A 14,625-nucleotide genomic window follows, 5' to 3' on the forward strand; every position below is an offset into this window, starting at 1 on the left:
ATAGAAAGACGCCGACTGGGCGCATGAATCAGATTCTTTATGCGGAGTTTAATTCCGCTATTTCATTTCAAGAATAAATTTTCCGAATTATAACCAAAGAGTGCCGCGGGCGAGAGTCGAACTCGCACAGGATTGCTCCCACAAGATTCTGAGTCTTGCGTGTCTACCAGTTTCACCACCGCGGCGGCAGTGCGTAATTTAGCTTCAGTGGTCAAAAAGTCAAGTGATTGATAATTTTCTACTCCACTAATTCATAGTAAGTATAATATCTGTTTCGGTGAATACGTTCGTTCTGAAAGCTGGGGACATTCATCTTGATATTTTAAGCGTTCAGCGGTAATTTTTCCTGCTACTTAATAAAATATCAGTGAAGGGAAACGGAAAGGAATAAACTTATTCCAGCCATAAGGAATATAGCTTTTTAAGAACACCGAACAATGAAAAATTCTAATAATAAATATAAATATGTGGGCAAATCGGTAGTTCGAATTGACGCAAGGGATAAGGTTACCGGCAGAACAGATTTTATCAAAGATCTGAATTTCCCTCGAATGCTATATGCCAAGATGGTTTTGAGCCCAAATCCTCACGCGAAGATAACCGGCATAGCCACTTCAAAAGCAAAGCGAATGAGCGGAGTGAAAACTGTTCTTACGGGAAAAGACGTTCTCGGCAAAAATCAGGTCGGCTTGATACTTCAGGACCAGCCGCTCTTCGCTGCGGAGAAGGTGAGATATGTGGGGGATTGTGTGGCGCTAATTGTGGCTGAATCTGAAGAGACGGCGGATAGAGCTGCGTCTAAAGTAGAGTTAGATTTAAAACCGATAAAAGCGCTGTATTCAGCAAGGGAAAGCTTCTCGTCTAAGAGGTTAAGGATTCATCCGGGCGGGAACATCGTATCTCATCTGAAATTGCGTAAGGGAAACCACGCCTCTCCTCTCAAAGATGCGGATGTCATTGTGGAAGCGGAGCTGAAAACACCTCATCAGGAACACGCCTATCTTGAGACCTTAGGAACAGTGGCTGTGTCGCATAAAGACGGCTCAATTACGATTTACGGCAGTATTCAATGCCCTTATTATGTCCAGCGTTCCATATCCGAGACATTAGGGATTAGTTATAACAAAGTAAAAATTATTCAGTCCGCAACGGGCGGAGCGTTCGGTGGTAAAGAGGATGTTCCCGGTGAAATCTGCTCCAGGGCGGCTCTTGCCGCTGTGATTACAGGAAGGCCGGTGAGAATGATTCTTGAGCGGGCGGAAGATGCCATCTATTCAAGTAAGCGGCATCCCTTTGAGATGACCTATAAAATCGGCGCAAAAAAGAACGGTAAACTTGTGGGGGTCATAGCCGAACAATACGCCGCCGCCGGCGCATATGCAACGCTGTCCCCGGTAGTTATGTTTCGCGCAGTAGTTCACGCTGCGGGACCTTATGATATTCCCAACGTGAAAGTGGACACATATTCCTGTTATACAAATCATCCACCGTCAGGAGCATTTAGAGGTTTCGGCGGGCCACAATCCGCATTCGGAATTGAACGGATAATGGACATATTAGCCGATGAACTCGGAATGGACCCTATGGAATTGAGGGAACGTAACCTGCTCAAAAAAGGAAAACGAACCGCCACCAATCAGCTGATAAAAGAAAGTATCGGTCTTTCAGAAACAGTGGCTGTGGTCAAGAAATCCAAAGTTTGGAAGAGCAGAAATTCCACTAAAATTAAAGATGACCGATACGCCATTGGTGTTGGAGTCGCGTGCATGCATTACGGCAATACGCTGGGAGCGATGGGGTGGTATCTTGATGGAGCGGGCGCTTATGTACAAGTACATCGGGATGGTTCCGTCTCCGTAGCGGTGGGCATTACGGAATTGGGGCAGGGTTCAGGCACTACTCTGATGCAAATGACAGCGGAAGCTTTTGGTCTGAAAACAGACCGGATAAAAATCTTGGAAGTGGATACCAGTTATGTTCCCGACAGCGGTCCGACTGTGGCTTCCCGCAGCACTACAATGAGCGGAAATGCCATACTTGATGCCGCTCGTCAACTAAAACCCGATCTTATAAAAGCAGCGGCAGGAGTTTTTGGCGCTGCGCCGTCAAAAGTTGAAATCAAGAACGACCGCGCATATATGAAAGACGATAGCAAGAAGAGTATTTCATTTGAGGCAGTGGCAGAATACGCTTTCAGGCATAACACAAAACTCGCCGCAGCAGGATGGTGGGTTGCGCCGCATTCTAAGTGGGATATCAAGACGGGAATGGGAAATACTTATTTTGCGTATTCCTATGCTTCTCATCTTGTTAAAGTGCGTGTTGACAAACTTACCGGTAAGGTTAAGGTTTTAGAAGTAATCGCTGCCCATGATGTTGGAAGAGCTATAAATCCTGAGGGAGTGCGAGCTCAGGCGGAAGGTGGAATAGTTCAAGGAATAGGTTATGCACTGACTGAAGACCTGAAATATCAGGATGGCAAACTGTTGAATCCTTATTTTTCAAATTACATATTGCCCTACCCGTTGGAGACTCCTAAAATTAGTACGCATATCATAGAAGAGCTGGGACCCGATGGTCCGTTCGGTGCTAAAAGTATGGGGGAACCTCCTATCATCCCGATTGGAGCTGCAATCGTAAGCGCTGTCTCAAATGCTCTTGGAGTTCAGTTCGCAGAGATGCCCCTAACTCCCGAGGTCATTCTTCAAGGAACAGGCGAACTCTCAATTGGTTGAACTGCACCCCGCATCGTTTGGAGCGCTCGTCCGTTCAATCTTCACAGAACTGAAAGATCACAACAGCATATTCAGCTTACCCGAAAGCAAATGGTATAAAGCCCGAAGCGGAGTGGACTGTTCGGTCGAATTTAACGGGAAAAAAGCTTCAACGCCGCTTGGTCCCGCAGCCGGTCCGCACACGCAGATGGCGCAGAATATTGTACTTTCCTGGCTTGGAGGGGGAAGAATAATCGAACTCAAGACAATTCAAATAAATGATAAACTGGATATAGCCCGACCGTGCATTGATGCCGCCAATGTCGGTTATAATATTGAGTGGTCTCAGGAATTGAGACTTGAGAGCTCCTTGAAAGAATATGTATCGGCAATGATGCTGATTGAAATGCTGAAATCAGAAGACGTCCTTGATGACGGCGGCGCATCCGGCGACACAATATATGATATGAGTGTGGGTTATGATCTTGCGGGTGTTCAGTCTAAGGAAGTGAAGAGCTGGATAAGTTCTATGATGAACGCCGGAACTATTATTTCCGATTTAAGAAACGAAATTCCTGCCGAATATTCTCATTTGAAAGAACTGAATTTTCCCGAAGAGATAAGCGGCTCGATTACGTTAAGTACTTTCCATGGATGTCCGGCTCACGAGATCGAGTCAATATCAGAGTTTTTCTTGAAAGAGTTAAATGTGGATGTGGTAATAAAGTTAAATCCAACACTGCTTGGCAAGAAAAAAGTGGACGAACTTCTTCACGATGTTATGGGTTATGATGATATAAAAACTCAGCAGAAATTTTTCGATGTCGATCTCCAATTTGAACAGGCTGTCGAGATGGTGGGACGCTTAGGCGGAGTGGCAGATTCAGAAGGACGCCGCTTCGGCGTAAAATTCAGCAATACGCTTGTTGTTACGAATCATAAAAGCTATTTCCCGGATGACGAGATAATGTATATGTCAGGGCCGCCATTGCACGTCATCACAATGAATCTTGTGAACGAATTCAGAAAAGTAGTGGGAGGTGAGTTACCCGTTTCATTTTCCGCCGGAATTGACAGCTTGAACTTTGCCGATGCGGTTTCAATCGGATTGGTACCCGTGACTGTTTGCACAGACCTGCTTCGGCCGGGCGGTTACGGCAGAATGCATAAATACCTGAACCGCTTGGGAGACGAGATGGAGAAGTCCGGAGCCGGAAACATAAGAGAATTTGTGGAGAAACGAGCAGGGGGAAGTATTGATTACGCTAACGCGGTTCTCTCGAATACTGAAAAAGTAACAGAAGCGGTAAGATCAGATCAGAGATATAGAAGCGAAGCAAACAATCTTGTTCCCAAAAAAATTGGATCGAAACTCCATCTATTCGATTGTGTGAATTGTGATAAATGTATTCCCGTTTGTCCGAATGTATCAAATTTCTATATCGAACTAAAACCCTTCGAGGTGAATTTTGATATAATGGAATTCGACGGTGAAAAAGTTCAGATAACAGACGGCGGAACATTCACTGTTGAAAAAGAACATCAATTGGCGAATTACGCCGATTTCTGTAATGAGTGCGGCAACTGCGATGTTTTCTGTCCCGAAGACGGCGGACCATTTATCGAGAAACCTCGTTTCTTCAGTTCTATGGAGACTTTCAAACTTTATTCCGATGAAGACGGTTTTTTCGTTTATCGGAATGGCAATATAGATGTAATTCTCGCTCGGGGATCGGGAGAGGAATTTGAACTGACACAAAGCGAAAATGGTTTAGATAAATTCAGTGATGGAAAAATTGATACAACTATAAGCAGTGAAAATGGTGAAATAAAAAGCGCTGAAGCGAGGAGTGGTTGTCCCGGCGGGCATCAACTCTCTCTAAAGACTTATTTCGTTATGAAAACACTTTTGAATTCCGTGACAAATTCCGGTTCAACGAATTTCGTCAGGACGGTTTTAGAAGAGAGTGTCGCCTGATGCTGATAGTCAACACCACTATAATTACAGGGGATGCAAATCGACCGCTTATTCAGGATGGAGCGATTGCCATAGAAGGAACGAAAATAGCGGCAGTTGGTAATTTAAGTGATTTGAAAGATAAATATCCCGAGTTGGAGGAGTTCGACGCCAAAGGAAGCGTCATAGCTCCTGGATTAGTGAACGCTCATATGCACCTTTACAGTTCGCTGGCAAGGGGAATGCCTCCTCCGTCTTCTCAGCCGAAGAATTTTGTTGAAGTGCTTGAAAAGATATGGTGGCGATTGGACAAGGCGTTGAATATGGAAGATCTGTATCTGTCAGCAATGGTTGGTTTGATAGAAAGCGCAAAGGCAGGCGTAACCACGGTCATTGACCACCATTCGAGTCCTAACGCTATCGGCGGAAGTCTTACCACGATCGCTAATGCGGTTGGTGAAGTAGGGATGAGAGGCGTGTTATGCTACGAAGTTTCTGACAGGGATGGAGAAAAAAAACGTGATGAAGGTATAAAGGAAAATTCTGATTTTATAACTGCTTCAAAAAATAATTCCGGGAGCTGCGCAGGCATATTCGGTCTGCATGCTTCATTTACACTTTCGGATGCGACTCTGAAATCAGCGGTGGAAGCCAACAACGGGAAGCGGTTTCATATACACGTTGGTGAGGACGCGGCGGACATAAAAGACTCGCTTGATAAATACGGCGTGAGTGTTGTCAAGCGATTAACTTCGTTAGGCATATTAAATAGTGACTCAATAGCCGCTCACTGCGTCCATCTTGCAGAAGGCGACTTGCGTCTGTTAAAGGAGTCAGGAGTTCTGGTAACTCATCAACCGCAATCCAACGCCAATAACGCTGTGGGAAGAGCGCCTATCCCGGAGTTGGTAAAAGCAGGTGTAAAAGTTGGGCTTGGAACCGACAGCTACACCTACAATCTGTTGGAAGAAGCTCATTTTGCTCTTTTGAATCATAATAAATCAAACGGCGGTCCTTTATCCATTAATAATTTGAATCAGATGTTGAGCGAGAATGCTAAGGCCGCCTCTGCATATCTCGGAGTGAAACTCGGGACAATTACAGAGGGAGCGGAAGCTGATTTAGCTCTGTATAACTATAATTCTCCCACACCGCTGACGGAGGACAATGTTTCTTCGCATCGATACTACGGGCTAAGATCAATGAGTCCTCACAGCGTAATATCCGGGGGTGAACTGATTGTGGAAGATTATCGAATGACAAAATTGAAAGAAGATGACATTATGAATAATTCACGCAAAGCCGCCTCTGCGCTCTGGGGTAGAATGTAACGGGAGGTATAATTGACAGATAAGATAAATTGGAATGCGGCTTCAAAAGCCGCAACTGATATTCTTGATATGGTGGGAAGAACGCCGTTGGTAAGGCTTAGAAAGGTAAGCGAATCGATCAATGCGGATATTTACGGGAAAGTAGAATGGTATAGTATGTCCGGCAGTCTTAAGGACAGGATTTACAAACGTATGTTCGAGGAGGCGGAGAAAAGAGGTGATCTAAAACCGGGCATGACAGTATTGGAATGCTCCACCGGCAACGCAGGAATCGCATGTTCATTTCTTGCGGCGGTAAAGGGGTATAAGTGTATAATCGTGATGCCTGAAGGGATGAGCGAAGAACGTAAAAAATTGGATATTGCTTACGGCTCTGAAATGGTATATACGCCAGGCGGCGAAAGCGACGTTGACCTTGCATTGGAGAAATTAGAGGAAATTCGAAGCGCTGACCCGGAGAAATATTGGGTGCCTGCGCAGTTCGAAAACACAGATAATATCGCGGCTCATGAAGCCACCACGGGACCTGAGATTTGGGAACAGATGGAAGGGAATATTGATATATTTGTCGCTTCGCAGGGTACAGGCGGAACGCTTACTGGAATAGGAAAGTATCTGAAAAGTGTAGGCTCCAAAGCAAAAATGTTTGCCGTCGAGCCGTCGGAGTGTCCACTCTTATCGAAAAGAGAATGGGGAGAGCATAAAATTGAGGGGATCGGAGACGGGTTCGTTCCGAAAAATCTGCATTTGGAATTGTTGAGCGGGATAGTTACCACCACTTCCGATGAATCATTGGTGATGGCGCGGCGATTGGCGAGAGAAGAAGGACTTCTCTGCGGAATTTCAAGCGGCTGCAATGTTGTAGCCGCAATTAAACTTTCTAAACGATTTCCTGAAGTCAAGCGAATAGTGACTATGCTGAATGATACGGGTCAGCGTTATTTTTCGACTGAGCTGATGGGCGAACCGAAATATGTGGATGTCCCGGACAGAGAACATCCTATGGATGCGTATACAATAGAAGAATTAGATAAATATCAGTCCGGCTGGACGATAGTTGATTAAGGAGATAATTGGTGAACGAAAAATATAAAATCGAAGTGGAATCCGTGCAGGAAGACCTCGTTTCCTTTCTGAGGGAGATAGTTGAGATTCCAAGTCCCAGCTGCGAAGAAAAGGAAGTTGCCGAGCGGGTTAAAAGTGAGATGGAAAAACTCGGATATGACGAGGTAAGGATCGACAGCTTCGGGAATGTCATAGGAAAATTAGGTGACGGCAATAAAATAATATTGTATGATTCTCATATGGACACAGTTGGAATCGGCGACCCTGATTCATGGTCGCACGACCCTTATAAAGGGAAGGTCGAGGATGGGATAATTTATGGTCGAGGCACAGGCGATAATAAGGGCGGTCTCGCTTCGATGATTTACGGCGGCGCTGTCGCTAAAAAAATGGGGATGTTAGAAGGTGTTACTTTGTATGTAGTCGGCTCCGCCCAGGAAGAAGTATCAGATGGTTTGGCATATAAGACAGTGATAACAGAAGACGGCTTACGTCCTGATGTAGTCGTACTCGGAGAGTGCACCGGCCTGAAAATTTACAGAGGACAGAGAGGTAGAATGGAGATAACTGTGACGACGCGAGGTCTGTCCTGTCACGCCAGCGCTCCTGATAGAGGGGAAAACGCTATCTATAAAATGACACGGATTATAAATGGGATAGAGCAGCTAAATTCCGATCTGAAGGATGATGATTTTCTCGGAAAAGGTACTGTTGCCGTTACCAAAATGGAGGTGGATACGCCTTCGCTGAACGCAATTCCCGATAAAGCGGTGATCTATATCGACAGGCGGCTCACAGCAGGCGAAACGAAGGAATCCGCACTTGCCGAAATCAGTGAAATAGCAGGCAACGACGGCGAAGTCGAAGTCTCCCAATATGAATCAACTTCTTACACAGGGAAAAAGGACGGAATGGAGAAATATTATCCTACGTGGCATTTGGAACCCGGTCATCCGGCGCTAAAAGCTGCGGAAGCGGCATACAGGGAGATATTCGGAGAGGAACCTGTAGTTGACAAATGGACGTTCAGCACGAACGGCGTATATACGGCGGGAATAGAAGGGATACCCACATTCGGTCTCGGACCGTCCGTAGAAGAAGTGACCCATTCTGTGAACGATCAGGTCAGCATATCAGATTTATTGAGCGCGGCGGCATTTTATGCCGGTTATCCATCGTTTTATTCTAATGGCGCCGAGTAAGAGTCGCTGATAAATCAATTTAACGGGAGAAGAATATTTGGATTTAAAAGGTAGAGATTATATAGAAACTTCTGATTGGTCGAATGAAGAGTTGGAGGAGTTGCTTAAAGTTGCAGGCGAACTAAAAGAGAAATTCAAAAACGGAGAATCGCATAAAATACTCTCCGATAAAACGCTCTTTATGCTTTTCTTCGATAAGTCAACCCGAACCCGCAATTCGTTTGAGGCGGGTATGACGCAATTGGGAGGTCACGCTCATTTCATTGATTCAGAAACTTCTCAGGTGGCTCACGGCGAAAGCCCGAAGGATATGGGTATAATTCTTTCGGGATATGGTCACGGGATTGCAATTCGACACGACCTGTTTCCCGGCGAGGGAAACTCATATATGCGGGAGGTAGCGGAACACGCTAACGTTCCTATAATTAATATGCAGTGCGATGTTGATCATCCCTGTCAAACTATCGCTGACCTGATGACCATCAGGGAATTATATGGAAACGACCTAAAGGGAAGGAAGATAGCGGTAAGTTGGGCTTATGCTCCGTCTTACGCCAAGCCGATGTCGGTTCCTCAGGGACTGATAACGCTTATGCCGCGGTTTGGAATGGATGTGGTTCTCGCTCATCCGCCGGAATTTAAGCTTATGCCTGAAATGATTGAAAAAGCGGAAAAATACGCCGCGGAAAACGGAACCAAGTTTGAGGTGGTTGATTCAATGGAAGCGGCATTTGAAGATGCGGACATTGTATATCCAAAAAGTTGGGGATGTATTGATCTCTTCGAAAAGCCCGAAGAGTCGCTTGAATTATCCAAAAAGTATTCTGATTGGTTATGTGACGATGATCTGATGCGTGCGGCGAAGGATGAGTCGGTGTATATGCACTGTCTCCCCGCCGACAGGGGTAATGAAGTAACCGACTCCGTCATAGACGGGAATCATTCTGTCGTGTATCAGGAAGCTGAAAACAGATTACACACCTGCAAAGCCATTATGGCATTAACGATGTGAGAACATAATGCCGAATGTCACAGGACTGAAATGTATTGAATGCGGAGACGAGGTAGCCGAATCAGGTGTGCAGTATCTGTGTGAATCCTGCGGCGGAAATTTGGAAGTTATGTATGATTATGAGAAGGCGAAAGAAGAGTGGAATGAAAAATTTACTGAAAACAGCAAAGAATATTCTATTTGGCGATACGCCCCGCTTTTACCTGTGAAACCGTTGAATTTAGGAGGGTTAAAGGTTGGCTGGACTCCATTGGTAGAAAGCGATAGGTTAAGAGATATGCTTGAAATGTCGCAGCTTTATCTTAAGGACGATACACAAAATCCAACTGCCTCATTAAAGGATAGAGCGACTGCAATCGCGCTGGCAAAATCAGTGGAACTCAATATCAGTACCGTTACCTGTGCTTCAACCGGGAACGCGGCATCTTCATTATCGGGGCTGTCAGCTGCTATAGGATTAGAAGTTAATATATTTGTGCCTGAAAATGCTCCTGTGCCAAAAATTTCACAGATGTTGCTCTACGGAGCGAATGTATATAAAATCAAAGGTAATTATGATGATGCGCTCGATCTTAGTATTCAATCTACCATTAAATTCGGTTGGTATAACAGGAGTTCGGGGTATAATCCGTATTTGTCAGAGGGCAAAAAAACGGTGGCATTTGAAATATGCGAACAATTGGATTGGAACGCGCCTGATGCGGTTGTAGTTCCTGTCGGTGACGGCTGTATTATCGGCGGAGTTCATAAGGGATTTTATGATCTGCTTCAGATAGGTATGATATCGAAGATGCCGCGACTGATAGCCGTTCAGGCGGAGGGAGCAAATCCCATAGTTGAGGCGTTTGACAGCGGGAACGATTTGAAAGATTCTGAGGCAAATACGATAGCGGACGGTATCGCTGTGGGCAAGCCGCGTGAAGGACAGAAAGCGCTAAGGGCTATCAGGGAAACAGAAGGGTATGCAGTAGCCGTTTCTGATAACGCGATACTTGAAGCTGTTAACACGCTATCATCGAAATGTGGAATATTTGTTGAACCGGCTGCAGCTGCTTCTTTAGCCGGACTCCATAAGTGCTTGAATGATAGCGTGATACATAAAAACGATAGAGTGATTCTTCTTCTAACGGGTCATGGTTTAAAAGCACCCGAAGCTGCCATTGGAAACTTAAAAGCGAAAGAGATTGAACCCGATATTTCTGCCGTAACATAAGAAAGTTAAAATAATGTCATTATATAATCTAAAACTTAAAGTAAATGGCGTAAAATACTCTGAATTAGTTGATGTAAGAAAATTACTTCTCGATTTTATTAGGGAAGACCTGCATCTTACAGGCACAAAAGAAGCGTGCGGTGAGGGTGAATGCGGTTCCTGCACTATCATAATGAACGGCGAGGCTGTCAATCCGTGCCTTATATTCGCAGTAGAGGCTGACAATGCAGAGTTGACAACCATTGAAGGGCTTGAAATAGACGGTGAACTCGATTCAATTCAACAGGGATTTGTTGATGAACACGGGGTACAGTGCGGCTTTTGTATTCCGGGATTTATAATGACGGCGCGTGCGGCAATGAATTCGAACTCGAAAATGAAAGCTGCGGAAATTCCATTCGCTGTATCAGGCAATCTGTGCCGATGTACCGGTTACGTGAAAATCTTCAAATCCATCGAAAAGGCGCTGAAATTGGAGAAGAGATAGTGGATTATTTTAAGCCGGCAAGTAAAAAAGAGCTTTTGAGAACTATTTCCGGTTCTTCATTTGATAAAAGCAAAGATCTCCTGTTAGCGGGAGGCACCGATATTGTAGTGCAAATGGAGCATTTTGGACTTGAACCTAAAAAACTGCTTGATATAAAAGGGATAAAATCTCTAAAAGGGATTCGTAAAACAGGTAACACCATCCACATTGGCACGCTGACAACGGTTACAGAGCTTCTCGAATCGAAGATTATAGCGAAGAACGCTCCGCTATTACGTCAGGCGGCATTCTCCTTTGCGGCAACACAAATCAGAAATCGTTCCACAATCGGCGGAAACCTATGTAACGCCTCACCCGCAGGCGATCTGATACCTCCATTATACGCATTAAAGGCGAAAGTAAAACTTGAATCAGCAAAAGGCGATAGGAATGTCCATATACAAAGCTTTTTTATAGGACCCGGTAAAACAATTCTTAAACGTGGTGAATTGCTTACCGAAATATCCTTCAAAGCATTAGAAAAAGACGAGAATAATTTTTTCTACAAGCTCGGTCAGCGGGAAGCAATGGCAATAGCGGTAATATCCATCGCTGGGAGATATAAGTTAGTAAACGGTAAATTCAAGAATGCAAGAATCGCCCTCGGGGCAGTGGCGCCAACGGTTATAAGAGCTGCGAAGACTGAAAAATGGCTTAACGGCAGTGAAAAAACAGAATTAATTTTGAAAAAGGCGGGAAAAATGGCGTCAGAAGAGTGTTCGCCTATATCTGATGTCCGTGGAAGTAGTGAATACAGGCGTTTGATGGTTGAAAAGTTGCTCAGTGATTTGCTGCTAATTTGATGATACGTCCCTAAAACAGTTGATGGTTGGCACAAATTCGGATAAATGTGCTATCTGTCACGATGATTTTAGAAATATCTGATAAATTTTAACTATGATTAGTAAAAACGTAAATATGGTAATTCTATGGACAGGATTTGCAATTGGATTCTGGCTGATAGATGCGTCAATTGATTCCATAATTTTCGGAAAAGGTTCGCTAATGGACCAAATTATTCTCCCGGGAACGGGGAAACTCATTTTTAGGCTAACAGTATCCATTATATTTATTATGATTGGTGTCTATCTTCATCTGAATAAGCCTGCCGCTGTTAAGAGTTCAGCCAATCTCGGGGGAAGTGATGCGATTCTTCAGAATATAATTGATAACATACCTCAACTTATATTCTGGAAAAACACCGACTTGGTATTTATCGGTTGTAATCAAAAGTTTGCGGAAAGTGTGGGCTTAAAATCTCCGTCAGAAGTAATAGGAAAAACGGATTATGAAATAGTTTCTAATCCGAAAGACGCTGATTTTTATCGTGAATGCGACATTAGGGTCATGGAATCCAAAAAGCCTGAAATTCATTCCAAAAGACATGAAATCCATGACGATGGGAAGGATGTTTGGCTTGATTTGAGCAGGATACCTCTGATTGACGCGAATGGGACAGTAATAGGGGTTTTAGGTACAACGGAGGACATCACCGATCGTAAGAATATTGAAGATGAAAAAACGAATTTGTCTGAAACTCTTCGATACCGTGTAAAGGAACTGACTTCATTATACTCCATTGATAAAATTATAGAGGAGAATGAAGAACTGAATTTGACTCTTGCGAAAATAAGCTCCATAATGGTTAATGCTCTCCGTTTTCCCGATAAAGCCTGGATCAAGATTAATGCCGGTGATGAGAAGCATACTGTTAACGAGCATAACATCTCGAAAGGACAATTCATTTCCGGAGAGCTAAAAGTTCTCGGCAACATCATTGGTTCAATTGAAGTAGGATATGTTGATGACACTCCAACTATCCAGGAGGAAGTGGAGCTTGTCACGGCCGTTTCAGGTAAAATTAGCCGCCTGATAGAGAATTCAGAACTACAGAAGAAGAGTCTCGAAAGGGAACGGTATGAGTCAACCCAGAAATTAGCAGCAGCGGTAGCTCACGAGATAAGCCAGCCTCTACAATCACTTACCATAATTTCCGACCTTGCCAAAAATAACTGGAAAGAAAACAGCCATCTTTTAGAAAATATTCCGGATCATCTAAAACGTATTTCCACACTCGTTGAAAAAATGCTTAATCTGACATCCGTTGAGACGATGGATTACGCCGGCGGATTGGAGATAGTTGACATTACTAAATCGGCGGGTAAAATCGAAGCAAGTGAAAAAAGCGTACTGATTATTGATGATAATGAAGCAGTGCTGAACCTGCTAGTCGAAGTCGTAAAAACTCAAAGCATCAATGTTGAATCAGCCTCTAACGGTAACGATGGACTCGAATTAATAAGGAAAAATGAGTATGATTTGATATTATGCGACATAAAATTACCTGATATAGACGGTCTGGAAATATTTCAAAAAATAGAGAACGATTTGATCAATACATCATTTATATTTATGTCGGGCTATGTAGTAGGCAAGGAGAATATGGAAATTATCAACCGATCTGCGGGCTTCCTGAAAAAGCCGTTCACGGTGGATAAAGTTATTAATATCCTTAAAAGTCTCTAATTAGTATTAATATTTCCCCCGAATTTCTTTTCATTTTTCTAAAATAAGATTGCCATTCTCAGAGTAAGATTCTATTTTTCAACAGAATTATGGCGGGGTAGCTCAGCTGGTGAGAGCGACGGACTCATAACCCGTAGGTCGGCAGTTCGAATCTGCTCCCCGCTACTCTTTGAAGTCCAATCAGCAGGTGGTGATACCCCCTTCTTACAAATTACCAACTTTCGGCTAGTGTAAACAGGGATAATAAATTGCGAATTACCACTTTGGAGTCGAACAAGGGCAAATCTCCTTTAATGCTTCAGTCACGATAGAATCAACACAAATCAACACTTAGGTAAATCTCTGAATTTAGGGGATTTGAGGAGGTTTATTGTTTCTATTATTTGCTTAAACCAAATCTAAGGTAATGCGGGATAATTTGAAAATCGAATCCAGCGGAGTTGATCCATTAGAGCCAATTAAACCATTTCTCAAAAAATCAATTACAATGCGAGTGGGAGATATATATAACTACCCCGCCTTACTTTATAGGGGTGTATGGGGGGTCGGTTTTTTGTCAGTATTCACTAAGAAAATCTGTAGGACATCAATTTTGACATTGCACAATAAAAATCTCACTAATTATTCTATAACCTATTGATACATAAGCGTTAATAGAATATTCTCATACCAATATAATTGCGCGATCATGCACGATTTTGTATCATTTTGTATCATTCTACTTACTATTAGGACAAATGTCCGCCCACTTTTTCTTTCTAAGTTTAGTATTATCAATAATCATTATCCAGTTGTTAATTTTCAGCTCCGGTTTTTTTCTTTTTCGGGGACGTCAACCGTTAGTTCAGGATGAAAGTTCTTCAGAAGCCTCAGGTACTGACGAATCGTATGCATACTTCGACCGATGATCTCACAGATGCTCTCTGCGCTGTGATCGCTTCTTGTAAGCTGTAGCACTTGATCGTAAACTTTTATGTATCGGTCTACGCTCTCCTGATTGTGCCCCGTCTTTAACACTATATCCGACGGCGATATTCCTTGCTCGTAAAGGGAGATGATGATCCCCTTGTGGGTGGGGT

Annotated in this window: 11 protein-coding genes and 2 tRNA genes; 11 read left to right on the forward strand and 2 right to left on the reverse strand. The window is 43.7% G+C overall.

The annotated features are described in order from the left end of the window. Positions 1-101: 101 nt before the first annotated feature. A tRNA-Leu gene (locus tag IIB39_10480) sits at positions 102-185 on the reverse strand. A 252-nt stretch (positions 186-437) separates the two neighbouring features. Here IIB39_10480 and IIB39_10485 point away from each other — a divergent pair. The 11 genes from IIB39_10485 to IIB39_10535 all read left to right on the forward strand — a co-directional run bounded on the left by IIB39_10485 (position 438) and on the right by IIB39_10535 (position 13,711). Next, positions 438-2,735 (forward strand): xanthine dehydrogenase family protein, encoded by a 2,298-nt coding sequence (locus tag IIB39_10485; GenBank protein MCH8929125.1) that lies wholly within the window; start codon positions 438-440, stop codon positions 2,733-2,735. Then, complete coding sequence (locus IIB39_10490) at positions 2,728-4,692, forward strand: glutamate synthase (protein ID MCH8929126.1); 1,965 nt, start codon at positions 2,728-2,730, stop codon at positions 4,690-4,692. The genes IIB39_10485 and IIB39_10490 overlap by 8 nt, the downstream gene beginning before the upstream one ends. Beyond that, positions 4,692-6,002, forward strand: coding sequence for a putative aminohydrolase SsnA (ssnA, locus tag IIB39_10495; GenBank protein MCH8929127.1), 1,311 nt, complete (start codon positions 4,692-4,694; stop codon positions 6,000-6,002). Before IIB39_10490 ends, ssnA begins: the two co-directional genes overlap by 1 nt. Positions 6,003-6,071: 69 nt before the next feature. Continuing rightward, on the forward strand, positions 6,072-7,067 hold the full coding sequence (locus IIB39_10500; protein MCH8929128.1) for a cysteine synthase family protein: 996 nt from the start codon (positions 6,072-6,074) through the stop codon (positions 7,065-7,067). An 11-nt stretch (positions 7,068-7,078) separates the two neighbouring features. Further along, positions 7,079-8,269, forward strand: a complete 1,191-nt coding sequence (locus tag IIB39_10505; GenBank protein MCH8929129.1) for a YgeY family selenium metabolism-linked hydrolase — start codon at positions 7,079-7,081, stop codon at positions 8,267-8,269. 37 nt (positions 8,270-8,306) lie between these two features. Continuing rightward, positions 8,307-9,281: an ornithine carbamoyltransferase gene (locus IIB39_10510; protein MCH8929130.1), complete on the forward strand. Its 975-nt coding sequence runs from the start codon at positions 8,307-8,309 to the stop codon at positions 9,279-9,281. A 7-nt stretch (positions 9,282-9,288) separates the two neighbouring features. Beyond that, the gene (locus tag IIB39_10515) at positions 9,289-10,494 is read left to right on the forward strand and encodes a threonine synthase (protein MCH8929131.1); all 1,206 of its coding nucleotides are present in this window, start codon (positions 9,289-9,291) and stop codon (positions 10,492-10,494) included. Between the two features lie 13 nt (positions 10,495-10,507). Then, positions 10,508-10,981 (forward strand): (2Fe-2S)-binding protein, encoded by a 474-nt coding sequence (locus IIB39_10520; protein MCH8929132.1) that lies wholly within the window; start codon positions 10,508-10,510, stop codon positions 10,979-10,981. Then, positions 10,912-11,823 (forward strand): xanthine dehydrogenase family protein subunit M, encoded by a 912-nt coding sequence (locus tag IIB39_10525; protein ID MCH8929133.1) that lies wholly within the window; start codon positions 10,912-10,914, stop codon positions 11,821-11,823. The genes IIB39_10520 and IIB39_10525 overlap by 70 nt, the downstream gene beginning before the upstream one ends. 94 nt (positions 11,824-11,917) lie before the next feature. Continuing rightward, positions 11,918-13,546 (forward strand): response regulator, encoded by a 1,629-nt coding sequence (locus IIB39_10530; GenBank protein ID MCH8929134.1) that lies wholly within the window; start codon positions 11,918-11,920, stop codon positions 13,544-13,546. 91 nt (positions 13,547-13,637) lie between these two features. Then, positions 13,638-13,711 (forward strand) — tRNA-Met (locus IIB39_10535). A gap of 636 nt (positions 13,712-14,347) precedes the next feature. Here IIB39_10535 and IIB39_10540 read toward each other — a convergent pair. Continuing rightward, positions 14,348-14,625, reverse strand: a 278-nt coding sequence (locus tag IIB39_10540) for a DUF1670 domain-containing protein (protein MCH8929135.1), incomplete at its 5' end; no start/stop codon positions are given.

The organism is Candidatus Neomarinimicrobiota bacterium, from assembly GCA_022573815.1.
Taxonomy (GTDB): domain Bacteria; phylum Fidelibacterota; class SORT01; order SORT01; family SORT01; genus JACZTG01.